The sequence below is a fragment of the Salinispora oceanensis genome (assembly GCF_000383575.1).
In the GTDB taxonomy this organism is placed as follows: Bacteria; Actinomycetota; Actinomycetes; order Mycobacteriales; family Micromonosporaceae; genus Micromonospora; species Micromonospora oceanensis.
The window spans coordinates 3,754,979-3,781,644 of sequence record NZ_KB911579.1 but is presented as its reverse complement, the minus strand read 5'-3'; the positions used below and the strand labels follow the sequence as shown (position 1 = coordinate 3,781,644).

Sequence of the window (26,666 nt, the reverse complement as noted above, 5' to 3'; positions counted from 1 at the left end):
CGCTGGGAAGTGGCCTTTGAGCTGGGTGGGCGATACTGGGATCGAACCAGTGACCTCTTCGGTGTGAACGAAGCGCTCTCCCGCTGAGCTAATCGCCCGTTGGCTCGGATGACTCTACCTGATCGCCGATGCCGACCCCAAACCGGCTCAGCTCCCCTTGAGGCGATCCAGCACCCAGGCCACGACGTCGATGCCGACGCTGTATTTGAGCGACAGCCACACGACGGTCGACACGAAGACGAGACCGACCGAGCCGATCACGAACCGCACCGAGAGTGACTGTCGCGTAACCCAACTGGTCCAGCCGTAGACGTGCCGGCGGGTGAAGGTGAGCAGCCGTCGCGCCCAGTGAAACTCCACCGCCCAGATCCCGAGGCCGGCGATCACCAGCAACCAGCCGGGGCCCGGCAGCGGGATCAGCGCGATTCCGACGGTCACGACGATGGCGCCAGTGATCGCGACGAAGACCTTCAGGGCGAGTCGGCCGGTGGGGTTGGCCCGAATCAGTGCGAGGGTGGTTGAGGCGCGCTGGCGCCACCGCGACCATCCTCCCCGGGTTTCGACCAGCGCCACTCCTGCTGCCGGCGCACCGAGATCCGACTCGGATCGGCCCGGTTTACTCCGCTGCTCGTTCGACACCCCGCACCCCCGCCGTTCAGCCGTCTGGGTCGCGATGATCGGTCGACCCGACGACGTGACACGATCCACTGAGGATCACCCTGTCACATTTCCTTCCCCCAGTGTGGCGCGCGCCCGTCACTGCGACCGTGGACTGGACGTTACCGGAGTAAGTCGACGACTGAAGCACCTGATGCCAAGCGGCACCGCGGACGGGTGGAACCGGAAATCCTACAGGAACTTTCACATTCTGGAGGACACTCCGAAGACCTTCCCACCACTGGGTGAAGTCAGCGTATGGCGGAGCGTAGCTAGGGGCAGCACCTGAGTATGGGAAAAGCGGGACACGCGCGTTCCGCAGCGGTGCCGGGGGGAGAACGTCCATGAGTGTCATCCGACCGACGACCGTAGAGGTCGAGACGTCGCTAAGGCTCGTAGCACCTGACGCCACGGCCTTGCCGGTGCGCGCCAGTCTGCGCTACGACCCTGCTGATCCGTATGCGGTCCACGTCCTGTTCCATGCCGAATCGGCTGGTGGCGAGGCGGTCAGCTGGTCGTTCGCACGGGAACTGCTGGTGACCGGCCTTGATGAGCCGGCCGGCATCGGCGATGTGCGGGTCTGGCCCTGGGCCACCCCGCGCGGGGACTTCGTCGCCCTGGCGTTGTCGTCCCCGGACGGTAACGCCCTGTTTGAGGTGCCGCGGAGCGTCTTGGTGCGCTTCCTGCGGCGGACCTACGTCGTCGTCGCACGCGGCCGCGAGGCCGAGCACCTGGACGTCGACACGGCGGTGAACCGGCTGCTGGCCGGACGCTGAGATCGAAAGGACCGGAATCTGGTGACCGGCTAGCCGGGGCCGCGCGGAGCTGCCGAGTCCGCGCGACCCCGGCCACCCCGGTCGGTACGCGAGTCGCCGACCCACGACTGAGCCGGGTTCAGCCGTGGGTGGTGATACCACCGTCAACCGGGATGACCGCGCCGGTCAGGTAGGCGCCGGCCCGCGAGGACAGGTAGATCGCGGTACCCGCCATGTCCTCCGGCCGGCCGATGCGGCCCAGCGGCACCTGCTTCTCGACAGCAGCCCGGGAGGCGGGGTCGTCCAGGGCAAACGCCATCATTTTGCTCTCGAACGGGCCCGGGGCGATCGCGTTGACGGTGATGTGTTCGGCGGCGAGTTGGTGGGCGAGGCTGCGGGTCAGCATGTGCACGGCGGACTTCGTGGCGGAGTACGCGTACACCTCCATTGACGGGACCCGGATCCCGTCCACCGAGCCGATGTTGACGACCCGGGCGGGATCGTCCGCGGTGCCCGCCGCACGCAGCGCGGGCAGCAGCGCGGTGGTGAGCCGGAAGACGGCCTTGACGTTGACCGCCCAGAGCTTGTCGAAGGCGCTCTCCGGATAGGCCTCCAGTGGTGCACCCCAGGTGGCGCCCGCATTGTTGACCAGTACGTCGAGTCGGTCGTGCCGCTCTCGCACCGTGGCGGCGAGCGCCTCGGCGCCGGCGGCGCTGCTGAGGTCGACCGGGACCGCCGTGCACTCGCCCAGCGCCGACAGTTCGGCGGCGACCGCCGTGCAGACGTCCGCCTTCCGGGCAGAGATGATCACTTTGGCGCCGGCCCGGACGAAACCTTCGGCGATCATCCGGCCGATCCCGCGCGAGCCGCCGGTGACCAGGACGGTCTTACCGGTTACCGAGAAAAGATCTGTCATGCCCGTCCCTTCGCCATCCGCCCCTACCGCTCGGTAACGTAATCGCCCCGCTCAGCCCCCACAACCCCGCCGATCGACACGGCGGAGTCGAGGCGGCGGAGTCGAGGGCGGCTCCCCAACCGGGAGTCCGCCATTGCTGGCCCGCCGCCCAGCCCCGGTGGCCGCGCGGCGATGACGGTGATGCGGGAATCGGCGTACAGGGCTACCGTCGCAGGTGATGTCCTCCGCTGTTCATCGCTCCCCGGACGCCGCCGTCAGCGTGGCGCACGGCTTCAGTGACCTGGTGGCCGACCTGGCGTGGCGGCGTCCGATCCTCCTGACGGAGGAGCTACTCATACTGGTCACCACGGGGCATGGCAGCGCTGAGGTGGACTTCCACCCCCGGCCCTGCCACCCGGGCACACTGCTGCGGGTCCGAGCCGGCCAGGTGCTTCGGTGTGGGCCAGCCAGCCTGGATGCGATCGTGGTGCACTGGGCCTCGGCGGCGCTGCAAGGCTTCGACCTTGACCCCGAGGCGGCTCCGGCCTGGCTTGAGCTGACCGGTGCGGACGGGGCTGCCATCAGGGCCGGGGTCCATCAGCTCGCGGTGGACTGCGAGCGGCATCGCGGGGAGCCCACCCCCCTGCTCCGCCACCAGTTGGCGGTGCTGCTGCTTCGGCTGGCCCTGCTGCCGGGTTCCAGTCGGTGGCCGCAGCCCACGTCACGGTCTGCGTCGCGCACCGAGACCGGCACCTTTCGAGTGTTTTGCCGCGAGTTGGAGCAGGGCTACCAACGCAGCCGCCGGGTGGAGGACTACGCCGACCGGGTGGGTTGCTCGGTTCGTACCCTGACCCGCGCCTGCCTGGCGGTCACCGGGCGCAGCGCCAAACAGGTGGTGGACGATCGGGTGGCGCTGCAGGCCCGCCGCCTCCTCGCGGCGACCGACGAGCCGGTGGCGCGAATCGGCCAGCGGCTCGGCTTCACCGAGCCGACCAACTTCGGCCGGTTCTTCAGCCGAGAGGTCGGGATCAGCCCGGGTGCGTTCCGCGCCGATCGGGGGCATGCCGCCGGCTCCTTCCCGCCGGCCGGACCGCCCCTGGTACGCCCGCGCCCGCCCGCCGATGCTGGCGGCGCTCAGCTACGGATGCCGGGGCACAGCGATGATCACGTCACCGCCGAGTCGACCGTGCTCGGGGTCGCGCACGGCGGCGCCGCGGCGCAGCAGCCCGGTGAGCGCCCGCTGCACGTCGACTGACCGGTACGCGGTCGCGGTCAGCGCGTGTCGGCGCAGTTCGGTGACGGTACGGGGGCCGGAGCGGGCCAGCTCGGCGAGGAGTTCCTGGCCCAGCGACTCGGGGTCGGGTGCGATGTCGAGCAGCTGCCCGCTCGGGTCGGCGGGGTCCCGGTAGCGAACCGCGGCGTCGTCATCCACTGCCCAGAGGTTTTCCTTGAACGCCTCCAGGCTCCGGTCGTGGCCGGTGCCGAAGGCGAGCCGCCGCGCAGCTGACCCGTCCACCGCGACCAGATCGACCTGGGTGGTGAGCGGGAAACCGGCACCGGTGAGCCCGGCCCGCACCGACCCGGCGGAGGCAGCAGCCGCGGGGTTCGCCTCGGTGACCAGCAGGAGCTCGGCGGGGCGGCCGGCGGCGCTGGCGGCCAGCACACCGGGGTCGTGAGCGCCGGCCCCGTCCAGGTACGACAGCAGCGGCGCCCCCGTGGCGCCGGCCGCCTTCACCGCCACCGGCAGCCGGGCGGGCCCGCCGGGCACCAGGTGTACGGCTATCTCGGCCGGCAGGGTCGCCTCGATCGCGCCCAGCCGGGCGGGGAGTTCCTCACTTCCGTCGGCGAGCACCAGCACGGTGAGCTGCCGCCCGCGAAGCTGGCCAGCATGCTCGGCGAGCACACCGAGGACCATTTCGGCGGAGTCGGTGGCCGCGAGCAGGGCCCCCGGCCCGTAGGCGAGCGCCACGACGCTGGGCCGCCCCTGCGCGACCGCCCGGGACAACCACGCTTCGAGCTGCCGGCCGAGCAGTTCCCGTACCACCCCGTCCATCACGTCATCGGTTCTACCGTACGGGGATGGGCCCGGGGCGGCGGGGTCCAAAAGCAGCGCGGGGAAACCCAACCGGCGCGGGGCTTGTACATACCGTCGCTGGTTGAGCACCATGGGGCGTGCCTTCTGGCTTCGGGGAACTGACTGACCACGCGCATCAGCTGGTGGCTACCGGCGATCTCGCCGGCGCCCGGCGGCTCCTCTCCGACGCGCTGGCCGACGCCGATCCACGGCCGACCAACGCCAGCGCCGAGTTAGCCGAGCTGGCGAGCCTGCAGGCGCGGGTGCTGGTGGGGCTCGGCGATCCGCAGGCCGCGCGGGGCTGGGCCGCCTACGCGTACGCGGCCAGCAATCACCTGCACGGCCGTTCGGACGAACGGACCGTCGCGGCTGCCGCCACCCTGGCCGCGGTGCTGCACCGGGTCGGTAGTTGGTCCCGCGCGGCCCGGATCTACCAGGAGGTGATTATCGAGCTGACGGCCTTGGACGGTCCGGAGTCGATTCGCGTTCTCGCCGCGCACGCCGACCTGGCCACGCTGGAGTACGCCCGCGGCCAGTGCCAGCTGGCCCGCGACCGGCTCGCCGACGCGTGGGAGCTGCACCGCGAGGTGTACGGCGACGGGCATCCCAGCGGTATCAAGATGCTCGCCCGGCTCGGCGCGATGCAACGCGACTGCGGGTTGGTCGATTCGGCGCGGGAGAGCCTGGCGCTGGCCGAGGGATTGTGCGGCCAGCACCTGGCCACGGAGGATCCGCTGGCGGGGCAGGTGGCCGCGTTGGGGCGGGCGAGCGCCGATCCGGAGCACCGCTGCGCACCCCACGGGCGGGAGCCTCTCTTCGTGCCGTCCGCTCGGACGCCCCCGCCGGGAGACGGGCCACTCCCCGAGGACCGACCGCTGCCTGGGGGCGGGTCACTCCCCGACGACCGGTCTCTCCCCGACGATCGGGAATCCCCCGGCGGCGGAACGCGCCCCGACGACTGGCCCCTCCCCGACGACGCACCGCAGGATGGGGACGGGCCGCAGCATCCATCGCAGCCCGGGTATCGACCGACCGACCTGTATCTTCCGCCGGAGCCGGACCGGCCGGTGGCCGAGGAGCATCCCGCGGCGGGGTACTCGCCGCCGCCGGCGGTCCCGACGCCCCGGCTACCGCTGGACGGTTCCGGGTTCCACGAGCCGCCCGAGCCCTTCCCACCGGATTTACCGGCCCGCGGGGGCGAGTACGACCCGTGGTGGCCCGAGTCGTCGACCGAGCAGTGGGGTGCCGCCGTACCCCCAGCGGTGTTGCCCCTGACCCACCTGGAGGAGGCCGACGGGGTCCGCCGGGTCGGACCGCACGGAATGCCCGATGCGGCGACGGAGCAGCCGTCGCGGCGGTTGCCGGTGCCGGTGCCGCGCGCCACGCCGCCACCCCGGCCCCGGCTGCCGCTCGTGGTGGGTGCGCTGGTGGTGCTGCTGGGGACGGCCGCGGTGATCGCCGGGGTCTACCGGTTCAACGGGTCGACACCGCCGTCGGCGACGGACCCGGCGACCGAGGCTCCGGCCACACCGGCGGACGCTTCGGGCGCTCCGCCCGGTGCGGTGACCCTAACCGACAACCGGGACAACATCGCCCTGCGCTGGACCTACCCGGAGGGAGGCGCGGGCCCGGTGGTGGTCTCGGGAGGCAAGCCCGGCGAGTCGCAGACCGTCTTCGCCAACCTGCCCGCCGGCAGTACCGAATTCGTCGTCTACGGGCTCAACGGTGGCGACGACTACTGCTTCGCCGTGGCGGTGGTGTGGTCAACGGAGACGATCGCCCGGTCCGCGGAGGTCTGCACCAATCGCGGTTGACGCCACGTCCGCTACTCGGTGGACGCGTCCGCTACTCGGTGGGCAGCGCGGGCAGCGTCACCCGGACGCGCAGGCCCGGCGGCGGTTCGGCGTCGCCGAGGTCGACCCGACCGCCGGCCCGCCGCACCAGTTCGCGCACGATGGCGAGCCCCAGGCCGGCGCCGCCGGCATCCCGGTCGCGCGCGACATCCAGCCGGGTGAACCGGCCGAAGACCCGCTCCCGGTCCGCCACCGGGATGCCGGGCCCGTCGTCGGTCACCATCACCCGGTGGTACGCGGGCCCGTCCGGCTCCGCACCAAGCAGCACCCGACTGCGGGCGTGCCGTACCGCGTTGTCGACCAGGTTGACCAACACCCGGCGCAGTTCCTCCAGGTCGCCGACCGCCCAGAGCGGCGACGCCGACGGTGCCAGGTGCACACTCTCGGCCGGGTAGCGAGCGGCTACCTCGGCCAGGAGGGCACCCAGGTCGACCGGCCCGGCGCCGCGGGCGGGCGGGGCCTCGTCGAGGCGGGCGAGCAGCAGCAGGTCGTCGACGAGCCGGCCGAGCCGTTCGGTGTCGGCCAGCAGGTCCACCGAGACGGCGGGCCAGTCGGTCCGCTCCCCCAGCCGCTGCGCGACCTCGAGTTCGGTCCGCAGGTTGGTCAGCGGGCTGCGCAGTTCGTGCGCGGCGTCGGCGACGAAGGCCCGCTCCCGGTCGCGGCTGGCGCGCAGCCGATCCAGCATGTCGTTGAGGGTCACCGCGAGCCGGTGGATCTCGTCCTGCGACGCCGGTACGGGTAGCCGGCCGCGCCCGTCCCGACCGGTGATCTCCTCGGCGCCCCGACGCAGCGCCTCCACCGGGCGGAGCGTCACGCCGACGGCCCGCCAGGCCGCGAGGGCGAGCAGACCCACCAGCGGCGGGAAGCTGACCAGCAGGATGGTCTGGACGACGTGGATACTCTGCCGCACGTCCACCAGCGAACGGGCGACCAGCACGGTGAGCGGGTCGCCGTCGGTGCCGGCCGGTACGGCCACCACCCGCATCGGTCCGGTCAGCCCCATGCGTTGCCCCGGCACGGTGATGCCGGCTCGGGCGGTGCGGTCGACCTGCTCCGGCCGGACCATCGGCACCAGCCGATCGGCGTCGATGGAGGCGGCGCGGACCCGTCCCTGGGCGTCGATCACCTGTACCCGCACCTGACTGCCGGCGACGGGTAGGGGGTCGGGCAGGGCGTTTTCGGCGGTCAGCAGTGCGATCGCGTCGGCGGTGCGCAGCGCCTCCGTGTCGACGTTGCGGTGCAGAGTCCAGTTGAGCACGGCCAGGAGCACCAGGCCGCCGACGGCGAGCCCCGCCGACACGCCGAGTAGGCCGATCGCCATCAGCCGGCCGCGGAGACCGAGGGGTTTCCAGGGCCATCCGCGACCCCGGCGCGCGGTGCCGGGTGGAGGGCCGGTGCCGGGTGGAGGGCCGGTGCCGGGTGGAGGGCCGGTGCCGGGTGGAGGGCCGGTGCCGGGTGGGGTGCCGGGGCGGGGACGTTCGGCGGGGGCGGCGGGTTCGGTCATGCGGTGACGAGGCGGTAGCCGGCCCCGCGGACGGTCTCCAGGCGGTCTCGGCCGAGCTTGCGCCGCAGGTAGCCCACGTACACCTCCACCGCGTTCGGGGCGGTCTCAATGTTGGCGTCCCAGACGTGGTCCAGGATTTCGATCTTGGAGACCACCGTGCCGGGTCGGCGCATCAGGTAGTCGAGCAGGGCGTACTCCCGGCCGGTCAGGGCGACCTCGACGCCGTCTCGGGTCACCCGCCGGCGGGCCGGGTCCAGCCGAAGGTCCCCCACGGCCAGCACCGCCGGCCGCTCCGGTGCGCCGCGGCGCAGCAGGGCGCGCAGCCGGGCCAGCAGCACCACGTACGAGAAGGGCTTGGTGAGGTAGTCGTCGGCCCCGCAGTCCAGCCCGTCGGCCTGGTCGTACTCGCCGTCCTTGGCGGAGAGCATGAGCACCGGCAGCCAGCGCCGCTCGGCCCGCAGCCGGCGGACCACCTCGTAGCCGGAGAGGCCAGGCAGCATCACGTCAAGGACCATCGCGTCGTAGTCGCCGTGCCGGGCCGCATCCAGCCCGGCCGGCCCGGTCGTCGCGACGTCCACCACGAAGCCTTCGGCCTGGAGCCCCCGGTGCAGTGCGGCCGCCAGCCGCGCCTCGTCCTCCACCACCAACAGTCGCACGGGTCAAGAGTGCCATCGGGACACGCACGTCGGAAACGCCGTGTTCAGAGGAGGGCATCGGGTGGTGGAGCCGACGACGGGGAGGTGGACACATGCGGAGGTACGTCACAGGTGGTAGATCGCCATGGGATGTCCGCCGAACTCGTCAACGGCGATGTCGAGTCCGTACACCTGCCGTAACACCGCGGTCGTGATGACCTCGGTCGGCTTCCCGGCGACGTGGATGCGCCCGGCACGCATCGCGACGATCCGGTCGGAGTACGCGGCGGCGAAGTTGATGTCGTGCAGGACCAGCACGATGCGTTTGCCGAGCTCGTCAGCGGCCCGTCGGAGCAGTCGCATGGTCTGCACACAGTGCCGGAGGTCGAGGCTGTTGAGTGGCTCGTCGAGCAGGAGGTATTCGGTGTCCTGCGCCAGCGTCATCGCCAGGAAGGCTCGCTGCCGTTGCCCGCCGGAGAGTTCGTCGAGGAACCGTCCACCCACGGGGTCAAGATCGAGATAGTCGATGGCGCGGTCGATGGCTTCCCGATCACTGGGGCCGAGCCGGCCCCGACCGTGCGGAAAGCGGCCGAAGGCGACCAGGTCCCGTACGGTGAGTCGGGCGGTGAGGTGGTTGTCCTGCCGCAACACAGCCAGCCGGCGGGCCAGCAGCGCGCCTCGGGTGGTGGTCACGTCCAGGCCGTCAACGGTGATGGTGCCACTGTCGACCAGCAGTAGCCGTCCGATCATCGACAGCAAGGTGGATTTACCCGCACCGTTGGCACCGATCACGGACGTGATCCCCGGATGCCCGAGCTCGATGCTCACGTCGTCAACGACGGCGGTGTCCGCGTACCGCTTGGTGACCGACTGGAGGACTATCACCGCGTGCCCTTCCTGGTGACAAGGATGAGGAAGAAGATTCCGCCAACGAACTCGATTACGACCGCGAGCACGGTGCCGAGGTCGAATACCCGCTCGAGTAGCAAATGGCCGCCGACCAGGAAAATCACCGCGAGCAGGACGGCTGCGGGGATCGTGTGCCTGTGCCGGTGACTACCGATGAGGTGATAGGCGAGGTTGGCGACGATGAGCCCGAGAAAGGTGATCGGCCCGACGAGCGCGGTGGAGACCGCGACCAGGACCGCTACCAGGGCAAACACGATCGCGACGAGTTGCCGGTGGTGCACACCGAGCCCGATCGCGTGGGCTCGGCCGAGGACGAGGACGTCCAGCTGCCGGCCGATCAGCACGAGGCCGACAGCGGCGAGCGTGATCGTCACAGCGGAGAGACCGAGGAGACGTTCCGGCACGCTGAAGCTCGCGAAGAAGGCGTCCTGCAACACCGCGAACTCCGCTGGGTCGATCATCCGTTGCAGCAGATGGGTCACGCTGCGAAAGAGCACGCCGAAGAGGACACCGACCAGGACCAGCAGGTGGATGCTGCGTCCCGCCCCAGTGAAGATCCATTGAAACAGTGCGGTGGCGAACAGGACCAGCACGACGAGCTCGACCGTCCATCGCAGCACCGGATCGGTGGCGGCCAGCGCGCTCGCCCCGAAGAGGTAAACCACCACCGTCTGAATCAGCACGTAGAGCGCGTCCAGACCCATGATCGCCGGAGTGAGGATGCGGTTCTCCGTAACGGTTTGGAACAGGACCGTCGCCGTGGCCACGGCCACCGCCACGAGCAGCATCGCCGCGAGTTTGCGCGCACGGAGTTGCAGGACGTAATCCCAGGACCCGGTCACGTCGGTGAACAGGTACCCGGTCACGAGGAGAACCGTCACGCCCGTCAGAGCGAGGATCCAGAGGCGGATCCGGTGTCGCCGGACGAGGGGAGCTACCCCCAGGACGGCTCGGTTCAGCGTGTCAGTGGGCACGTTCAGAGCTCCTGAGCAGCAGGTACAGGAACACCGCCGCGCCGACGACGCCGACCACCACACCGAGCGGGATCTCGTAGGGATGTCGCAACACCCGGCCGATCAGGTCGCACACCAGCACGAAGGCCGCCCCGACGACGGCTACCCAGGGAATCGCCCGGCGCGCGTTGTCCCCCAGCAGCAGGCTGACGATGTTCGGCACGATGAGCCCGAGGAATGGGATGGCGCCGACGGTCACCACAACGACCGATGCCACGGTGGCCACGACCGTGACACCCAGGGCGAGCAACCGCCCGTAGTGCATGCCGAGGTTCGTGGTGAAATCGCGGCCCAGGCCGGCGACGGTCAGCCGGTCGGCGGCGACCCAGGCGGCGGCCGTCGCGGCGAACGCCACCCACAGCAGTTCGTACCGGCCCCGCAGGACGCCGGAGAAGTCTCCGGTCAGCCAGGTGTCCAGGGTCTGGAGCAGATCCAACCGGTAGGCGAAGAACGTCGTCACCGCTCCGATGACCGAACCCAACATGAGGCCGACCAGCGGCACCAGAATGACCGTGCGCACCGGAAGCCGGCGAAGTAGCAGGAGAAACAGTGCGGTGCCGACCAGGGCGAACCCGATGGCCACGGCCATCTTGCCGGCCAGCGGCAGCCCGGGTGCGCTCACCGTGACGACCAGCAGGCCGAGGGCGGCGGCTTCGGTGGTTCCGGTGGTGGCCGGCTCGACGAACCGATTTCGGACCAGCATCTGCATGATCAGCCCAGCGATGGCACTGGCTGCTCCAGCGAGCACCAGAGCGAGGGTGCGTGGCAGCCGGCTGGCGGCCAGCAGCAGTGCCGCTTCGCCGTCCGGCCCGCCGCGCAGCAGGCTACCCGGCGTCACGTCGGCGACCCCGACGAAGACGCTGACCAGCGCGAGCGCCGCCGTGAGGGCGACGCCCGCGACCACAGCCGCCGGCGTCGCCCCGATACGTCGGATCACTTGGTGAGACCGGTGGTGACCTCGTCGATCATCTGGTTAACGGCGTTCAGTCCACTCATCACGATGTACCACGGCACCGGGTCGAGGTAGACGACCTGCTGCGTGGACCAGGCGGTGGTCCTGGCGACGACCTCGTTGTCGAGAACCTCCCGTGCGGTCTCCGTACCCTCACCGGTGGCGGCGTCCCGATCGACGACGAAGAGCCAGTCGGGGTTGGTCTCCAGGATGAACTCGAACGATATGGGGTCACCGTGGGTGGCGGCCTCGACATCGGCGATGGCGGGCGTCACGCCGAATTCGTCGTGCAGCCAGCCGAAGCGGGAACCTGGTCCGAATGCGGTGACCTCGCCGGCGCTGGTGAGCACGATCAGGCCACGACCCGCGTCGGCGGCGCTCTCCTTGGCCTTGCTGATCTTCGTGCCGATGTCGGCGAGCGCTGCTTTGACCTCATCCTGCCGGTCGAAGATCGTTCCCAGCTTCTCGGTGTTCGTCACGAAGCTCGACTTGAAGCTCGTCCAGTCGAGGGTCAGGTCGACGGTGGGGGCGATCTTGCTCAGCTCGTCGTAGGCCTTCGCCGAACGGTTCGCCACGACGATCAGGTCCGGCTCGGCGGCGTTGACGGCTTCGAAGTCGGGCTCGAACAGGGTGCCCGCGTTGACATACTCGTCGCCGTTGTACTTGTCGAGATAGGACGGCAGATTGCCCTTGGCCACCCCTGTCACCGGGACACCGAGCACGTCGAGTGTGTCCAGGCTCGCCAGGTCGAACGTGATGACCTTCTCGGGGTTGACCGGCACCCTGGTCGAACCCTGTGCGTGTTCGATGGCCACGGTGCGCCCGTCCGCTGCTGTCGAGTCGGCCGGCTCTCCCGCTTCGCCGCCGCAGGCGGTCAACGTTAGAGCGAGCGTGGTGGCGAGACCGACGCTAAGAAGGGGGAATCTCATGTGCTTGCTCCGGGGTGGTCCCTGGCTGACACCCGCCAGCCGAGTTAGGTGAGGCTAACCTAACTACGATCAACTGCCGGCGCAATCGCCTGCTGCGTTGCTCACATGACCGCACGGGTCCGGCCGTACTGACGATCTCGATCGCTTAATCGGTTGCCTACTCAGCGTCCGCACAGGGTGTGTCCGGCAGGATGGTCGGCAGGAGGTGCCCGATGTCCGTTCTGACAAGCCGTCCCGCCTTACGGTGGCTGGTCCCGGTGGCCGCCGTCGTGACTGTTATCGGCGGCGGCGCCGCGCTGGGCCGTTTCGCCGCCGAAGCCGAACCGAGCCTGCCGCCCCGATCCGCCGCCCAACTTCTGGTCGATCTCCAGACCGCCCGCTTCGAGGGTCTGTCCGGCACCGTCGTGCAGCGGGCCGACCTTGGTCTACCGCCGATCGCCGGGTTGCTCGCCGAGGACGGTCCGGCCAGCCTGCTGACCGGCTCCCACACGTTGCGGGTCTGGCACTCCGGGCCGGACCAGCAGCGAATCGCATTCGTGGACACACTCGGGCAGCGGGACTACATCCGCAACGGGCGCGACGTGTGGCTGTGGAACAGCCGCACGAACACGGCCGCCCACGGATTGCTGCCCGAGGGTGAGGAGGCGGCGAAGCCTCCGGAGGTGCCGGCGACGCCGCAGGAGGCCGCCGCGCAGGCCCTCGCCGTGGTTGATCCGACGACCGAGGTGAGCGTCGGGCGGTCGGCCACGGTCGCCGGGCGGGACGCCTACGAGCTGGTGCTCGAGCCCCGGGACGCCGCCTCCCTGGTGCACCAGGTCCGGATCGCCATCGACGCGACCGAGCACCTGCCGCTGCGGTTCGAGGTCTTCGCCGAGGCCGGTGATCCCCCGGCGTTCGAGCTGGCGTTCACCCAGATCGACTATGCCCGGCCGGATGCCGACCAGTTCACCTTCAACCCGCCACCGGGTGTTCAGGTGACCGAGCTGAAGGACGGCTGGGAGCACACCGAGCAGCCGAAGCACCCCGAGCAGCCGAAGCACCCCGAGCAACCGACGCAGCCCGAGCGACCGAAGCAGCCAGGACCGACCGCCGACGGTGGGCAGCCCGGCCCGCGTACCGTCGGCACGGGCTGGGCCACGGTCTTCGTCGTGGAGGTCGGCGAGGCGGAGCGTCCCACCGCTGCCGCCGAGGAGGCGCCCGACCTGGACCTGCTCGCCGGTCAGTTGCCGGCGGTCCAGGGTGACTGGGGCAGCGGACGACTGTTCCGCAGCACGCTGGTCACGGCGCTGCTCACCGACGACGGCCGGCTGATCGTGGGGGCGGTCGCGCCGGAGCGACTGTACGAGGTGGCCCGGGGCTGATTTTCATCGCCGGCAACTCCCGGGGCCAAGCACCTGCACGGGCCCCGGGAGTTGTTGTCACCCACGCCCCGCAGTTTGTTGTTGCCCGCCCCGGAGTTGTCGCCCACGCCCCCGGGGTCGTTACCCACATTCGGCCCAGCCGGTGAATCGCCATGGGCACCCCGGCGGTCACGCCGCCCGGTATCCTGATCAGTTCAGGGAATAAAAAAAGAACGGCAGATGGCCGTTCCTTCGATCAAGGGTAGCGAATTGCGAGATGGCTTGTCAAGCAACTCCGGCGTTTCACCGCACACCGACGGTCCCGGCGATTCGGCGATAAACGACGACGAGCTCGGCCAGGAGCAGGAGTACGTCTCGATGCTCTACGGCCGGTTGGACGCGCTGCGGGAGCAGGCCACCCACCGGCTGGCCGAACAGCTCCGGGCGACCGGTGGCACCCTCCAAGCCCGCTCCCAACGCGACAGCGCGGTACGGATGTACGGCGAGCAGGTGGAGCAGTACTCGGCGGTCGAGCAGGGCCTGTGCTTCGGCCGACTGGACACCGACGACGGCGGCCGGCACTACATCGGCCGGATCGGCATCTTCGACACCGACGGCGACTATGACCCGCTACTGATCGACTGGCGGGCCCCGGCGGCGCGCGCCTTCTACCTCGCCACCGCCGCCAACCCGCAGGGCGTCCACCGACGGCGGCACCTGCGGACCCGACAACGCAAGGTCACCGGCCTCAACGACGAGGTGCTCGACCTGGCTGCCGCCTCCCCCACCGCCCACGAGGAGTTGACCGGCGAGGCGGCGCTGCTCGCGGCCCTCACCGCCGGACGTACCGGCCGGATGCGGGACATCGTCGAGACCATCCAGGCCGAGCAGGACACGGTCATCCGGGCCGAGCTGCCGGGCACGCTGGTGGTGCAGGGCGGTCCGGGCACCGGCAAGACCGCGGTGGCGCTGCACCGGGCGGCCTACCTGCTCTACACACACCGGCGGGAACTGGCCACCCGGGGCGTGCTGCTGGTCGGACCGAACGCGACCTTCCTGCGCTACATCTCCCAGGTGCTGCCCGCCCTCGCCGAGACCGGTGTGTTGCTGCGTACCCAGGCTGACCTCTTCCCCGGGGTCACAGCGCGACGCGCCGAGGCGGCCGAGACCGCCGCGCTGAAGGGCCGCGCGGTGCTGGTGGATGTCCTCGCCGCCGCGGTCCGGGACCGGCAGTGGGTGCCGGACGAACCGCTGGAGATCGAGCAGCCGCAGCGGGAGATCCTGCAGCTGCACCCGGAGACCGTCCGGGCCGCCCGGGACCGGGCCCGCCGGTCCGGCCGGCCGCACAACCTCGCCCGGGCGGTCTTCGATGTCGAGGTCGTGCACGCGCTCGCCGCGCAGGTGGCCGAGCGCATCGGCGCCGACCCGCTGGGTGGGGAGAACCTGCTCGAGGAGGCCGACCGCGCCGAGATCCGTCGGGAACTGCGGGACGACCCGGAGGTACGGGCGGCGCTGGACCAGCTGTGGCCGCTGCTCACCCCGCAGCAGTTGCTCGCCGACCTGTACGCCGATCCGGTGCGCATCGCCGCCGCCGCGCCCGTGCTGACCGAGGCCGAGCAGGCCCTGCTGCACCGCCAGCCGGGTGGTTGGACGCCGGCCGACGTGCCGCTGCTGGACGAGGCGGCTGAGCTGCTCGGCGAGGACGACCGCGCCGCCGCGGCCCGCCGGGAGCGACTGCGGACCCTGCAGCGGGAGTACGCCGAGGGCGTGTTGGAGATCGCCCGGGGGTCCCGGTCGATCGACGTGGAGGACGAGGCGGACGGGGGTGAGATCCTCGGCGTCACCGACCTGCTCGACGCCGACCGGCTGGTGGAGCGGCAGGAGGAGGGGGACCGGCTGACCACCGCGCAACGGGCCGCCGCCGACCGGAGCTGGGCGTTCGGCCACATCATCGTGGATGAGGCGCAGGAGCTGTCGCCAATGGCGTGGCGGCTACTGATGCGCCGCTGCCCCAGCCGGTCGATGACCATCGTCGGTGATGTGGCGCAAACCGGCGCGTTGGCTGGCGCCGCGTCCTGGGCTGACGCCCTCGAACCGTACGTGGCGCAGCGTTGGCGGCTAACGGAGCTGGCGGTCAGCTACCGCACCCCCGCCGAGATCATGGCGGTCGCCGCGGAGGTGCTCGCCCAGATCGACCCGACGCTGCGCCCACCCCGGTCGGTACGGTCCACCGGTGTGCCGCCGACCGATCGGGCGGTGGCGCCGCAGCGGCTGGCGGCGGAGCTGGTGGACGCGGCGACTACCGCGGCGGCGACCCTCACCGACGGCCGGCTCGGGGTGATCGTCCCGGCCGCCCGCATCGCCGACCTGGGCCCCGCCCTGGCGGATGCTGTTCCGGAGGCCACCATCGGCGAACAGACCGACCTGTTGGGCCGTACCGTCCTGCTCACCGTCGCCCAGGCCAAGGGGTTGGAGTTCGACGCGGTCCTGGTGGTCGACCCCGACGGGATAGTCGCGGAGTCGCCGCGCGGTCGGAACGACCTGTATGTGGCGCTGACCCGCGCCACCCAACGGCTGACGATTCTGCGCCCCACCTCCTGACCGCCCCGCGCCCGGCCTGGTCCGGGTACGCCGACCGACGGCCTGGCCCGAACCGGGCCAGGCCGTCGGGGCGGACTGTCAGTCGTCGGCGAGGTTCGCGACGTGCACACCGGGACCGGCCGCGTCGCTCGTGGAGCCGGCGGTCGGGGTGCTCAGGCCGCCGGTGGTGGCGTCCCCCGTCGTGGTCGGGGCGACCTTGCCCCGGTGGCGTTCCGGTTGCCGGGCCACCCGGCGAACACTGGCCGGCCCGGCGTTCCCGCCGGTCGTCGTGATCGCGCCCTGGCCCCGGGTCGGACCACCGTCGCGTAGCACCTGCGGGTCGATCCGGTTGTGCGCCGGGTCGCCCGGGTCCTCGTCCTGGATGACCCGCTGTACGTCGGTCTGCGGCACGGTCACCTCATCCAGGACTCCCGCGCCGTACCGGTCGCCGGCGATCCGCTCCTCGGCCCGCCGGGCGGCCTCGTTCCGTGTGTCGTCGGTGCGCATGTCGCATCACCTCGCAGACTCGTCGGAAGTCTCGTTGGGTTCCCGCCCCCGGGACGGCCAAACTCTTCGGCCGAGCCGAGGTTGGGGTTACTGGCCCCGGCCGGTCGGGTATCCCCGGGTGTCCCCGCCACGAACCGTGCCGTGGCCGAGACACGGTAGCGGGGCGCGGGATCGCAGGTACTCATCAAATCCGAGGAGGACCAGATGAGCACGCAGGCTGCATCCACCAGGCCGCAGAACCGGCCTTCGGCGGACGCCCAGGACAGGGAGCATATGCGGGAGGTCCAGAGCCGGGACCGCCTGCAGGACGCCCCGACCCGCCCGATGCGGGCGATGGACAACGGGCACCGGGAGCAGATGTCCGCTCCGGACACGGAGACGAAGAACTCGTTCCTGACCACCGAGTTCTGGGTCTACGCCGGCGCGGTCGTCCTTGTGTTGATCTCCGCCTTCTGGCGTGGATCGGGCACCAACGGGTTGAACATCAACGATCCAACCTTGGCGTGGTGGTTCCTCTCCGCCCTGACCGCCGCCTACCTGATCAGTCGGGGGTTGGCGAAGGCCGGCTCGGATCGGCGTCTCACCAATGAGCGGGGCATGGCCCGGCGTTAGCCGGTTACGACGCGAGGGTGCCCACCGGGATCTACATCCCGGCGGGCACCCTCTCGCCTGGGTGACTGTTCGCGGTCGGAGTTACTCCTCGAAGCCGAAGTCCCCGCCGAAGTCCCCTTCCATCGCGTCCTCGATCATCTCACCGGCGATCATGCCGCCGGCCACGCCGAGCGCAGCACCGGCGATCATGCCGCCCATGCCCATCCCCCGCTGGCCGTGCTGCTGCGGAACGCCGAAGCCCTGCGCCCGCAGGCTGCCGTAGCGGGAGGTCGTCTCACGCAGCCACCCGTCCACCACCTGCATCCAGTCCACCCGGTCGGCGTCCTGGTGGGCGACCTGGTAGCGGCCGAAGACGTCCTGCCCGGAGGTGAAGAAGCCACCGCGCTTGTCGCACTCCAGGATCACGTCGACACCGTGCGGGTTGGTGACGAACGTGAGCTCCACCTCGGTGATCGTCTGCGCGTACTGCGGGGAGGCGAAGAACTCGATCTCCTGGTAGAAGGGCAGCGTCTGCTGCACTCCGTAGAGGGAACCGCGCTCCAGGTCGGCGTTCTTGAACCGGAAACCGAGTCGGGTAAACGCCTCCAGGATGCGCTCGTGCACCGGCAGCGGGTGCACGTTGACCTGGTCCAGGTCGCTCTTGTCCACGGCACGGGCGATCGCCAGCTCGGTCCGCAGCCCCATCGTCATGCCGTGCAGGCGCTGGCCGTACACGTCGGTGATCGGGGTCTCCCACGGCACCGGCAGCTGGAACGGGATCGACAACTGCTGCTTGGGAGCCAGTTGCAACGGCCCGGAGACCGGCATCCGCTGGAACTCCATGAGCCCCGCGTACTCGGTGTCGTGGCCCTCGATCTCGACCCGGGTGACCAGGCCGACGACAATCTGCTCGATGGCCGCCGGCGAGTCCCCGCCGATGAGGTTGACCTGGCCGTCAAGGGCCAGGCCGGGCCGGGTGTTGGGGTTCGTGAGGACGGTGTCCACGCTGGGTCCGCCTACGCCTAACGCGCTCAACATTTTCTTGAAGACCATCGGAACTCCCGCTGGGTCTGGTGTCGCACTCTCCTGGAGCCGACGGTGACGGTGTGCACCGTACCGGATGCTGTCGAGAGGCCGTCGCAAGTCTCCCACCAGCGCCGGGTCGGCCGCCACCTCCGCCGGACACTCCCATTGCTGTGGACGCTACCCGGCACCGGCAACCACACCACCGGTCCGGCTCGCCGACAAGCTAGGCGAAATCGAACTCACCGTCGCGCACGCCCCCGACGAACGCCGCCCACTCCTCAGCCGTATAGATAATCGTGGCCGCCTCGGGGGCCTTGCTGTGCCGCACCGCCACCCGCCCCGACCCGTCCAGCAACGGCCCCGCCTCGACGCAGTTGCCGCCGTGGTCCGGGCTCCTGGTGCTGATGTGCCACGCAACGTCGGGCATGGTGTCGCTCATGACAGCTCCTCCGCAAGTGCAGAAATCAGCCTCGCCGACTCGCGCACGGTGAGTGCGGCCTCCCGGAGGCGATCGTACGCGCGGACATATCGCAGCGCCTTGCCCGACTCCATGAAGAGCCGGCCACCAAGCGTCTCGGCATGCGCGACATCGGTGTAGGGCGGAGGCATCTTGAAGAGCCAGAACGTGCCGTCCAAGCCGGCGTGCAGACCGAGGCCTGTGGACAGAACCCGGATCTCGACCGTCGGCTTCCTCAGCGTCTGCACCAGGTGGTCGAGCTGGGCCGCCATGACCTGCCGGCTCATCACCGGACGCCGTAGGGCCGACTCCTCGACGATCACTGCGATTCGCGTGCCGGTGGGCTGTTCCAACAGGCGCTGCCGATCCATCCGGAGCTGAACCCACTTCCGGATCTGCACCTCGCTGGTGGAGCTGGCCTCCGCGTTCCGGATCACCGCCTCGGCGTAGTCCCGGGTTTGCAGAAGGCCGGGTATGAGCAAGGAGGCGTAGGTGCACACCTGCTCCGCTTTCGACTCCAGCCAGGGAAAATCTATGAATGACGTGTCATAGATCGTCTGGTCGAAGTCGTTGTCCCAGCGGTCAACCCGCCAGGCGTCCTGCGCAAGCTGGATGATCCGGGTTCGTTCCCGCTCGTCGTAGACCCCATAGAGATCCAACAGTTCCACGACGAGATCTCGACGGAATGGCCACTCGGCTCGCTCGTACCGCGCCAGCGACGAGAAGTCCCGCTCCAGGAACTGGGCCACGTACTTGAGCGTCAGGCCACGTCGCTCGCGCAGTTCCCGCATCTGTTGGCCGAGCCACTGCGCCCGAAGCGTCCGCACGAAGGCTTCTTTCTTGACGGCCATGCTCACCTCTCCACGCATCCTGCCGAAATGGATCCGTTGGTGTCGTTGCACCAATGCCGAGGCCACTGGAAATGTGGCCTTCGGGTGAGGGTGATCACCGGCCCCCGGGGACGCCCGGTGCAAGCACGGCAACCGCGGCTGTGCCAACAGCCGAGAAGGTGACGAGAGACGGCCTGGCGTGTGGCAGACGCATACCGGCTCTCGTCGGGCCTCAACATGGAGCCGCGATTAGCGCGCATTCCGGCTCCGACCGACTTAACGAATACCTATCACGGAAAGGCGGGTCTCCGCGACCCTGCCTCGCTGCGAACTGACACCACCCACCGGCAGCCCGGTGGCCGTACCGCCAAGGAGGGCTGCGGTCGTCGGGCGGGGCGGCCCTGCGCCGGAAATGTCCCCTCCGACCGGGGCCGCCCCTTCCAACACCAACGAAGGGAACCGATCAATGCGGCACGGCACCGTCTACGGCGGCACCAAGCAACTCCATCCCCGCCTCGTACGCGAACGGAACTTCGCCATGGTGGGCCTCGGCCGACGCGGCCTTGACCCCCAGGAGGTACGACACTTTCTGCACCGGGTCGCACACGAGCTGGCCACGCTGCGACAGGAGGTAGTTCGGCTCCACGACGAGAACACCCGGATCAAACGGGCGCTGCGCGACTGGCAGAGCGCCCAGGCCCGACGACGCACGCCCTGACCGCCCCGTTCGACCTCGAATCCACGCTCGACAGGACTTTCCTCTAGATCATCTTTGTGCCCCTGGTGTCGCGGTTCTTCCGAACGCCCCCGACCAGGGCCGCGCCAGTGAGGGTAAGCAGGAATCCGACTGCGAGCATGGTGGGAAGACTGGCGCCGGTCACTGGGAGGATGGGCTTTCGGACTGTGACTGTCGCTGAGTTGGAGGTAGAGACTGGACAATTGCCGTCGCCGTTGTAGCGCGCCTGGATGCGGTGTATACCAGGCGTCAGCCGGTTGACCGTGAGGCTTGCGATGGCGGTGGGGCTGCCGGACAGCGGTTCAGCGCCCAGGATCTTCGTGCCGTCCAGGAAGGTCACGATCCCCGTGGGGGCGCTGGCGGTGCAGGTCACAGTAGCGGTAAGAGTGACGGGTTGATCCAGTTTCGGGTTCGGTGGGGACACCTGCAAGGTCGTGGTTGAGTTCGACGGAACGATAGCCAGACTGTGAAAGCCGGCGCCGGCGACGGCGGTGACCGTGGTATCGGTCGGCACATGCACCGCTACCGGGGTGCTGCTGCTGGCGACGGTCCCATCACCCAACTGGCCCAAGGCGTTGGAACCCCAGGTCAGCACGGCACCGGCGGAGCTCAACGCCAGACTATGGACAGATCCGGCGGCGACGGCGGTGATCGTGATGCCGCCGGGCAGTTCCACCGCAACCGGGGCGCTACTGCTGACGGTCGTCCCATCACCCAACTGGCCCGAGACGTTGAGGCCCCAGGCCAGTACAGCACCGGCGGAGCTCAACGCCAGACTATGACGGTCGCCGGCGGCGACGGCGGTGATCGTGGCACCGCCCGGCACATCCACCACAACAGGGGTGCTACTGCTGACGGTGGTCCCATCACCCAACTGACCCGAGTCGTTAAGGCCCCAGGCCAGCACGGCACCGGCGGAGGCCACCGCCAGACTATGGAAGCGGCCGCCCGCGACGGCGGTAATCGTGGTACCGCCGGGCACATCCACCACAACAGGGACGCTACTGCTGACGGTCGTCCCATCACCCAGCTGGCCGGAACCATTGGCACCCCAGGCCAGCACAGTGCCGGCGGAGGTCAACGCCAGACTGTGGAAGCCGCCAGCGGCGACGGCGGTGATCGTGGCACCGCCCGGCACATCCACCGCAACAGGGGTGCTACTGCTGATGGTCGTCCCGTCACCCAGCTGGCCCAAGTCGTTGAAGCCCCAGGCCAGCACGGTGCCGGCGGAGGTCAACGCCAGGCTGTGGAAGTTGCCGGCGGCGACGGCGGTGATCGTGGTTCCGCCGGGCACATCCACCACAACAGGGGTGCTACTGCTGATGGTCGTCCCGTCACCCAGCTGGCCGGAACCATTGGCACCCCAGGCCAGCACGGTGCCGGCGGAGGCCAACGCGAGAGTGTGGAGGCCCCCGCCGGCAAGCGCGGTGATCGTGGTGCCGCCCGGTAAATCGACCGCCACGGGGGTGCTGCTGCTGACGGTGGTGGTCCCATCGCCCAACTGGCCGGAACCGTTGTCGCCCCAGGCCAGGCCGGTGCCAGGAGGGCCGGCTGCCGCCGACAGCATGCCCTGCGCGAGGACGCGCGCCGCACCGACCGAGGTTATGCCCAGCACGATCGCCAACATCAGCAGCACCGCGAACAGGCCCCGCAGGCTCGCGGGCTGGACCCAGCTTCTTCTCGCGTCCGCAACCTTGCCGGTCCAAAAACTCGCCACTTAGCCCTACCCCAGCAACTTGTCGAAAGCTCACCCTCCGCAAGGTATAAGCGAACGAAGTAGGCATAGGTGACGAAGGACCCGAGCCGACGATGACCCAGAACGGCAACCAGCAGCCGGAGAAGAAGCTCGGGACAGCGCGGTTCATCTCTGGCTGAGATCGTGGGACCGCTCAACCTGCATCTGCACTTACCAGAGAGGTGACGGCATGGCGTTCAAGCTGGCCCTGGGCCTAGCGTTGATCATTTTTGGGTTGGTGCTCAGACTGTTCTTTCCAGACACCGAGCTGCTCTGGTTCCGGGGTGAACCGCTCGGGCTGCTGCTCATCCTGGTGGGTGTGATCGACGTGTTCCAAGCTCTCCGCCCTCGCCGGAGGTCGAAGCCCAAGGGGATTCTTGGCGAGCTCGCCGACGACCTGGGCATCAGCTCCCGGGATCGTCGGCGCGAGGACCGACCGCACTGACGGGTCCGGCCTCAGCGCTGGAAGAGAGCACCGCCGGTGCGGCATCCGACGGTGCCGCGAACGGCAGGACCCGGGACGTCCACCGACGCACCTGTCGACGGCCGCGCAACCGCACCACCATGACCGCCGCGCCACGCTGCTGGAGCAGCCGGGTTACGCGCTCACCCGGGCCTTTCTGCGTTCGCCACGCCCATCGGATCACGTGATCGGGGTCGGTCAGGACGGTCCGCAGCGGCGGCTCGACGTTGCCGTTCCACAGCACCTCACGCCGCCAACTTCGGGCCGCGGTGCGGGCGATCACCTGCCGCATCACCAGCTGCCGGGGATGGTCCAGCCACACCACCAGATCGGCCTTGCCGCAGAGAATGTCGCCGAGCTTGGCGGTGTACTGCCACTCGGTCACCCAGCGCGGCCCAGCGGCAAATCGACTCACCTCGGCGACGAAGCTCGGGCGCGGCACCCAGTGCTGACCGTGGTGCAATGCGTCGAGCTCCACCCGAGGGAGCTGCCATGCCTCGGCGAGCGACGTCGCCAGGCTCGTCTTGCCCGCCCCAGAGGTTCCCGCGACCAGGACCCGGCTCGGCCGCCAAAGTAGCGGATCACGCCAGCTCAGTAACGGCATGACGGCATCCTACGGGGCCCGGCCAGGCCGCCCTCCGCCGTTGTCGGGCCGGGGCCGGACTCCGCCCGGCCCCAGCGGGTCACGTCCGCCGGCTCACGGACGCTGGTGGGGTGGCCGACGTCGGTGGGTGAGGTGGATGAGGGTGACTCCAGTGAGGATGAGCAGGGCGGCGGCACCCACGGCGCTAGACACGTTGGAGCCGGTGATCGGCAGGTCCGGGTCGGTGGGGGGATCGGGCTCGGTGGGGGTGTCCGGGTCGGTGGGGGTGTCGATGGTGATGGTGGTGGCCTCGGACCGGCTGTTGGGGCAGGTGTTGGTGCTGGTGTAGTGGGCGGTGAGGGTGTGGGTGCCGGGCGGGAGCCCGGTGGTGTGGGTGGCGGTGTTGGTGCCGCCCAGCGGCACGGTGGCGAGGTCGGTGGCATTGCTGCGGAAGGTGACGCTGCCGGTGGGGGTGTCGGTGGTGCAGGTGACGGTGGCGGTGAGGGTGACGTCCTGGTCGGCCGTCGGGTTCCAGGGCGAGACTCGCAGGGCTGTGGTGGATGCTGGTCGCGGTGCGACCAAGGCCAGGCTGTGGCCGCTGCCGGCGGCGATGGCGGTGATCGTGGTTGCCGTGGGCAGGCTGGCCGCGACGGGCGTCCGGCGAACGGTGGTGGTCCCGTCACCCAACTGGCCGCCGATGTTGCTGCCCCAGGCGAGGACGGTACCGACCGAGGTGATCGCCAGGCCGAAGAGATCACCGGCGGCGACCGCAGTGATCGTGACGCCGGGGAGCAGGCTCACCGAGCCGGGCGTGTTCCGGTCCCTGGCGGTCCCATCACCCAACTGACCCCAGTTGTTGCTGCCCCAGGAGAGAACAGTGCCGACCGAGGTCAACGCCAGACTGTGGGTGAGGCCGCCGGCGACGGCGGTGACCGTGGTGCCCGGGGGCAGGCGGACATGAACGGAAGCGTCGCGGTTGATATTGCTCCCGTCGCCCAACTGGCCAACGAAATTGTTGCCCCAGGCACGGGCGTTGCCCGCCGAGGTCACCGCCAGACTGTGCGAGCCACCACCGGCGATGGCGGTAGCAATCGTGCCCACCGGCAACCCCACCACCACCGGCGTACTGCGGTTCGTCGTGCTCCCGTCACCCAGCTGACCGGAGGAATTGTCACCCCAGGCGAAGACGGTGCCGGCCGAGGTCAACGCCAGACTGTGCACGCCACCGCCGGCGACAGCGGTAATCACCGTGCCGGGCGGGAACCTCACCGCCACCGGCGTACTGCGGTTCGTCGTGCTCCCGTCACCCAGCTGACCGGTCGAATTGTCACCCCAAGCGAAGACGGTGCCGGCCGAGGTCAACGCCAGACTGTGGTTGAAGCCGGCGGCGACGGCGGTGACCGTCGTGCCCGGCGGCAGGGAAACGTCAACGGGAGTACTGCGGTTGATGGTGCTCCCGTCACCCAACTGACCAACGCGGTTTCTGCCCCACGCGAGAACGGTGCCGGCCGACGTCAACGCCAGACTGTGCCCATCACCGGCGGCGACCGCGGCCAGCTCAACGCCGGTTGGCAGGCCCACGGGGATGGGTGTGGTGCGGTAGTTGTTGGTGGTCCCGTCGCCCAACTGGCCGTAGTAGTTGTCGCCCCAGGCGAGGACGGCATCCGACGCGACAGTGGTCGGTGATGGCGTGTGCTGCGCTACCGACGTGTGCTGCGCGATCGCGGACGACACGCCGCCCACCTGGACGGCCGTCACCGCCACTGCGAGGCAGAACCACCCGGCGATCACCCGCGCCGCCCGGCGCGCTCCGACACCACGGCCCGGCCGCTGACCGACTCCCCGCATCGTCAATACCCTCCTGCAGCGGCCACGGCACCGACTCGTCACCGCAGGTGACGCGAGGCCGGTTGACGTCGGCCGGTGAGGCGAATCAGGGCAGCACCGGCCAGGATGAACAGGGCGGCGGTGCCGACGGTGGTGGGTAGGTTCGGGCCGGTGATCGGCAGACCAGAATCGTCAGGTAGTGGGGCGACGGTGACGCTGACGGGCGCGGATCGGCTGTCCGGACAGGTGTTGGAGCTGACATATACGGCGGTGAGGCTGTGTGCGCCCGGCGCCAGCGTCGTGGTGTGGCTGGCGGTGGCCGCGGAGGTCAGGGACGTAGTGGCCAGCATGGTGGTGTTGTCGCGGAACGTGACCGTTCCGGTGGGCGTGTCGCCGGTGCAGGTGACCGTCGCGGTGAGCGTGACGTCCTGACCCGCCTCCGGACTCGACGGCGTGACCCGCAACATGACGCGGGACGTCGACGGCGCGACCAAGGCAACGCTGTGAGCGGCGCCGGCGGCGACAGTGGTGACAGTGGCGCCGGCGGGCAGGCTGACGGGCACCGGTGTGGCGCGGTCGGTACTGGTCCCGTCGCCTAATTGACCAAAGGAATTGTCGCCCCAGGCAATTGTGGCGCCGCCGGAGGTAACCGCCAGACCGTGGGCGTCGCCTCCGGCGAGGGCGGTAGCCGTGGTACCCCCAGGCAAACTGACAGCCACCGGCGTACTGCGATTGGTCGTCGTCCCATCCCCCAATTGACCCGACGAATTGCTACCCCAGGCAAGGACATCACCCGCGGACGTCAACGCCAGGCTGAAGGCGATACCAGCGGCGACCGCCGTAGCCGTGGTACCGACAGCCACCGGCGTACTGCGATTGGAGGTCGTCCCATCACCCAATTGACCCGACGAATTGCTACCCCAGGCAAGGACATCAGCCGCGGACGTCAACGCCAGACTGTGGGCGTCGCCTCCGGCGACCGTGGTCACCGTGACACCCGAAGGCAGGCTGACATTCACCGGCGTACGGCTGGGAGTGGTGGTCCCGTCGCCCAACTGACCGACGGCGTTGGCACCCCAGGCGAGGACGGTGCCCGCGGACGTAACCGCCAAGCTGTGGGTGGCCCCTGCGGCGACTGCGGTAGCCGTGACACCCGTCGGCAGACTGACGACCACCGGCGTAGGGCTGTCGATGGTGGTCCCATCACCCAACTGACCGATTGTGTTGTCGCCCCAGGCGAGGATAGTGCCCGCGGACGTCAACGCCAGACTGAAGGCAGCACCAGCGGCGACCGCGGTCACCGTGACACCCGAAGGCAAACTGACCGCCACCGGCGTACTGCGATTGGTCGTCGTCCCATCACCCAACTGGCCCGACGAATTGCCGCCCCAGGCAAGGACAGTGCCAGCAGAGGTCACCGCCAGGTTGTGGGCGGCGCCAGCGGCGACCGCGGTCACCGTGACACCCGCCGGCAAACTGACCGCCACCGGCATGCTGCTGTCAGCAGTAGTCCCATCACCCAACTGACCGGAATCGTTGTCACCCCAGGAAAGGGCGGTGTCCGCCGCGACAGCCGACGGGGACGGCCTGCTCTGTGCGGCCGCGGGCGACACGCCAACCGCCTGGGTGACCGTCACGGCCACCGCGAGGGCGAGGCACCCCCCGGCGGCCATTCTTGCCCAGCCCGCCTGGGCAGCACGGCCTGCCCGCCGACGAAATCCTCGCACCGCTCAACACCTCCGAGCGCACAAAATCCGCAAATAGGACGAAAGCTATGTTTACCGCCCTACTGCTGGAATGGCGAGGAGAAACGCC

Annotated in this window: 25 protein-coding genes and 1 tRNA gene; 8 read left to right on the top strand and 18 right to left on the bottom strand. The window is 69.8% G+C overall.

Annotated features, from left to right (window positions below; translation table 11 throughout):
* Positions 1 to 26: 26 nt before the first annotated feature.
* A tRNA-Val gene (locus SALPAC4_RS0117580) sits at positions 27 to 98 on the bottom strand.
* Positions 99 to 147: 49 nt separating this feature from the next.
* Positions 148 to 708, bottom strand: a complete 561-nt coding sequence (locus SALPAC4_RS0117575) for a TIGR02611 family protein (RefSeq protein WP_027644341.1) — start codon at positions 706 to 708, stop codon at positions 148 to 150.
* 293 nt (positions 709 to 1,001) lie between these two features.
* On the opposite strand from SALPAC4_RS0117575, the gene SALPAC4_RS0117570 reads away from it, so the two are divergent.
* Positions 1,002 to 1,433 (top strand): SsgA family sporulation/cell division regulator, encoded by a 432-nt coding sequence (locus SALPAC4_RS0117570; protein WP_011905498.1) that lies wholly within the window; start codon positions 1,002 to 1,004, stop codon positions 1,431 to 1,433.
* A 118-nt stretch (positions 1,434 to 1,551) separates the two neighbouring features.
* Here SALPAC4_RS0117570 and SALPAC4_RS0117565 read toward each other — a convergent pair whose 3' ends face one another.
* The gene (locus SALPAC4_RS0117565; RefSeq protein ID WP_019871428.1) at positions 1,552 to 2,328 is read right to left on the bottom strand and encodes a RhlG family 3-oxoacyl-ACP reductase; all 777 of its coding nucleotides are present in this window, start codon (positions 2,326 to 2,328) and stop codon (positions 1,552 to 1,554) included.
* Positions 2,329 to 2,545: 217 nt separating this feature from the next.
* On the opposite strand from SALPAC4_RS0117565, the gene SALPAC4_RS26740 reads away from it, so the two are divergent.
* Entirely contained in the window at positions 2,546 to 3,562 is a 1,017-nt protein-coding gene (locus SALPAC4_RS26740; protein WP_027644340.1) for a helix-turn-helix transcriptional regulator, read from the top strand.
* Here the strand turns inward: SALPAC4_RS26740 and SALPAC4_RS27785 are convergent.
* Entirely contained in the window at positions 3,446 to 4,360 is a 915-nt protein-coding gene (locus SALPAC4_RS27785; protein ID WP_019871425.1) for a hypothetical protein, read from the bottom strand. The genes SALPAC4_RS26740 and SALPAC4_RS27785 overlap by 117 nt on opposite strands.
* A 119-nt stretch (positions 4,361 to 4,479) precedes the next feature.
* On the opposite strand from SALPAC4_RS27785, the gene SALPAC4_RS0117550 reads away from it, so the two are divergent.
* Positions 4,480 to 6,195, top strand: coding sequence for a fibronectin type III domain-containing protein (locus SALPAC4_RS0117550; RefSeq protein ID WP_020629226.1), 1,716 nt, complete (start codon positions 4,480 to 4,482; stop codon positions 6,193 to 6,195).
* 31 nt (positions 6,196 to 6,226) lie between these two features.
* Here SALPAC4_RS0117550 and SALPAC4_RS0117545 read toward each other — a convergent pair whose 3' ends face one another.
* From SALPAC4_RS0117545 to SALPAC4_RS0117520, 6 genes are all read right to left on the bottom strand, one after another.
* Positions 6,227 to 7,555: a sensor histidine kinase gene (locus tag SALPAC4_RS0117545; RefSeq protein ID WP_019871424.1), complete on the bottom strand. Its 1,329-nt coding sequence runs from the start codon at positions 7,553 to 7,555 to the stop codon at positions 6,227 to 6,229.
* A gap of 179 nt (positions 7,556 to 7,734) precedes the next feature.
* Complete coding sequence (locus SALPAC4_RS0117540; protein ID WP_018733916.1) at positions 7,735 to 8,394, bottom strand: response regulator transcription factor; 660 nt, start codon at positions 8,392 to 8,394, stop codon at positions 7,735 to 7,737.
* A gap of 105 nt (positions 8,395 to 8,499) precedes the next feature.
* The gene (locus tag SALPAC4_RS0117535) at positions 8,500 to 9,258 is read right to left on the bottom strand and encodes an iron ABC transporter ATP-binding protein (RefSeq protein ID WP_019871423.1); all 759 of its coding nucleotides are present in this window, start codon (positions 9,256 to 9,258) and stop codon (positions 8,500 to 8,502) included.
* Positions 9,255 to 10,256, bottom strand: a complete 1,002-nt coding sequence (locus tag SALPAC4_RS0117530) for an iron chelate uptake ABC transporter family permease subunit (protein WP_019871422.1) — start codon at positions 10,254 to 10,256, stop codon at positions 9,255 to 9,257. The genes SALPAC4_RS0117535 and SALPAC4_RS0117530 overlap by 4 nt, the downstream gene beginning before the upstream one ends.
* Positions 10,246 to 11,232, bottom strand: a complete 987-nt coding sequence (locus SALPAC4_RS0117525) for an ABC transporter permease (protein ID WP_019871421.1) — start codon at positions 11,230 to 11,232, stop codon at positions 10,246 to 10,248. Before SALPAC4_RS0117525 ends, SALPAC4_RS0117530 begins: the two co-directional genes overlap by 11 nt.
* Entirely contained in the window at positions 11,229 to 12,176 is a 948-nt protein-coding gene (locus tag SALPAC4_RS0117520) for a siderophore ABC transporter substrate-binding protein (RefSeq protein WP_027644339.1), read from the bottom strand. The genes SALPAC4_RS0117525 and SALPAC4_RS0117520 overlap by 4 nt, the downstream gene beginning before the upstream one ends.
* 212 nt (positions 12,177 to 12,388) lie before the next feature.
* On the opposite strand from SALPAC4_RS0117520, the gene SALPAC4_RS0117515 reads away from it, so the two are divergent.
* Positions 12,389 to 13,537: a LolA family protein gene (locus SALPAC4_RS0117515; protein ID WP_027644338.1), complete on the top strand. Its 1,149-nt coding sequence runs from the start codon at positions 12,389 to 12,391 to the stop codon at positions 13,535 to 13,537.
* A gap of 315 nt (positions 13,538 to 13,852) precedes the next feature.
* Positions 13,853 to 16,117, top strand: coding sequence for a HelD family protein (locus SALPAC4_RS0117510; protein WP_027644337.1), 2,265 nt, complete (start codon positions 13,853 to 13,855; stop codon positions 16,115 to 16,117).
* Between the two features lie 78 nt (positions 16,118 to 16,195).
* Here SALPAC4_RS0117510 and SALPAC4_RS0117505 read toward each other — a convergent pair whose 3' ends face one another.
* Complete coding sequence (locus SALPAC4_RS0117505) at positions 16,196 to 16,603, bottom strand: hypothetical protein (RefSeq protein ID WP_018733498.1); 408 nt, start codon at positions 16,601 to 16,603, stop codon at positions 16,196 to 16,198.
* A 273-nt stretch (positions 16,604 to 16,876) separates the two neighbouring features.
* On the opposite strand from SALPAC4_RS0117505, the gene SALPAC4_RS0117500 reads away from it, so the two are divergent.
* Positions 16,877 to 17,215: a hypothetical protein gene (locus tag SALPAC4_RS0117500; protein WP_018733497.1), complete on the top strand. Its 339-nt coding sequence runs from the start codon at positions 16,877 to 16,879 to the stop codon at positions 17,213 to 17,215.
* An 81-nt stretch (positions 17,216 to 17,296) separates the two neighbouring features.
* Here SALPAC4_RS0117500 and SALPAC4_RS0117495 read toward each other — a convergent pair whose 3' ends face one another.
* The 3 genes from SALPAC4_RS0117495 to SALPAC4_RS0117485 all read right to left on the bottom strand — a co-directional run bounded on the left by SALPAC4_RS0117495 (position 17,297) and on the right by SALPAC4_RS0117485 (position 19,528).
* Complete coding sequence (locus tag SALPAC4_RS0117495; RefSeq protein WP_050564245.1) at positions 17,297 to 18,247, bottom strand: sporulation protein; 951 nt, start codon at positions 18,245 to 18,247, stop codon at positions 17,297 to 17,299.
* Between the two features lie 196 nt (positions 18,248 to 18,443).
* Positions 18,444 to 18,659, bottom strand: a complete 216-nt coding sequence (locus SALPAC4_RS0117490; protein WP_018214707.1) for a DUF397 domain-containing protein — start codon at positions 18,657 to 18,659, stop codon at positions 18,444 to 18,446.
* A complete protein-coding gene (locus SALPAC4_RS0117485; RefSeq protein WP_027644336.1) occupies positions 18,656 to 19,528 on the bottom strand; it encodes a helix-turn-helix domain-containing protein in 873 nt (290 codons plus the stop codon). The genes SALPAC4_RS0117490 and SALPAC4_RS0117485 overlap by 4 nt, the downstream gene beginning before the upstream one ends.
* A gap of 445 nt (positions 19,529 to 19,973) precedes the next feature.
* Here SALPAC4_RS0117485 and SALPAC4_RS0117480 point away from each other — a divergent pair, with 445 nt between their 5' ends.
* Positions 19,974 to 20,225 (top strand): hypothetical protein, encoded by a 252-nt coding sequence (locus SALPAC4_RS0117480; protein ID WP_019871416.1) that lies wholly within the window; start codon positions 19,974 to 19,976, stop codon positions 20,223 to 20,225.
* A gap of 43 nt (positions 20,226 to 20,268) precedes the next feature.
* On the opposite strand, the gene SALPAC4_RS0117475 is transcribed toward SALPAC4_RS0117480, so the two are convergent.
* A complete protein-coding gene (locus SALPAC4_RS0117475) occupies positions 20,269 to 21,960 on the bottom strand; it encodes an RCC1 domain-containing protein (protein WP_019871415.1) in 1,692 nt (563 codons plus the stop codon).
* Positions 21,961 to 22,168: 208 nt separating this feature from the next.
* Here SALPAC4_RS0117475 and SALPAC4_RS0117470 point away from each other — a divergent pair, with 208 nt between their 5' ends.
* Positions 22,169 to 22,423: a hypothetical protein gene (locus tag SALPAC4_RS0117470; RefSeq protein WP_019871414.1), complete on the top strand. Its 255-nt coding sequence runs from the start codon at positions 22,169 to 22,171 to the stop codon at positions 22,421 to 22,423.
* Here SALPAC4_RS0117470 and SALPAC4_RS0117465 read toward each other — a convergent pair.
* The 3 genes from SALPAC4_RS0117465 to SALPAC4_RS0117455 all read right to left on the bottom strand — a co-directional run bounded on the left by SALPAC4_RS0117465 (position 22,383) and on the right by SALPAC4_RS0117455 (position 26,578).
* A complete protein-coding gene (locus SALPAC4_RS0117465) occupies positions 22,383 to 23,045 on the bottom strand; it encodes a P-loop NTPase family protein (RefSeq protein WP_019871413.1) in 663 nt (220 codons plus the stop codon). The two genes, SALPAC4_RS0117470 and SALPAC4_RS0117465, sit on opposite strands and share 41 nt — an antisense overlap.
* Positions 23,046 to 23,138: 93 nt before the next feature.
* Entirely contained in the window at positions 23,139 to 24,872 is a 1,734-nt protein-coding gene (locus SALPAC4_RS0117460) for an RCC1 domain-containing protein (RefSeq protein WP_019871412.1), read from the bottom strand.
* A gap of 38 nt (positions 24,873 to 24,910) precedes the next feature.
* A complete protein-coding gene (locus SALPAC4_RS0117455) occupies positions 24,911 to 26,578 on the bottom strand; it encodes an RCC1 domain-containing protein (RefSeq protein ID WP_027644335.1) in 1,668 nt (555 codons plus the stop codon).
* Positions 26,579 to 26,666: the final 88 nt, after the last annotated feature.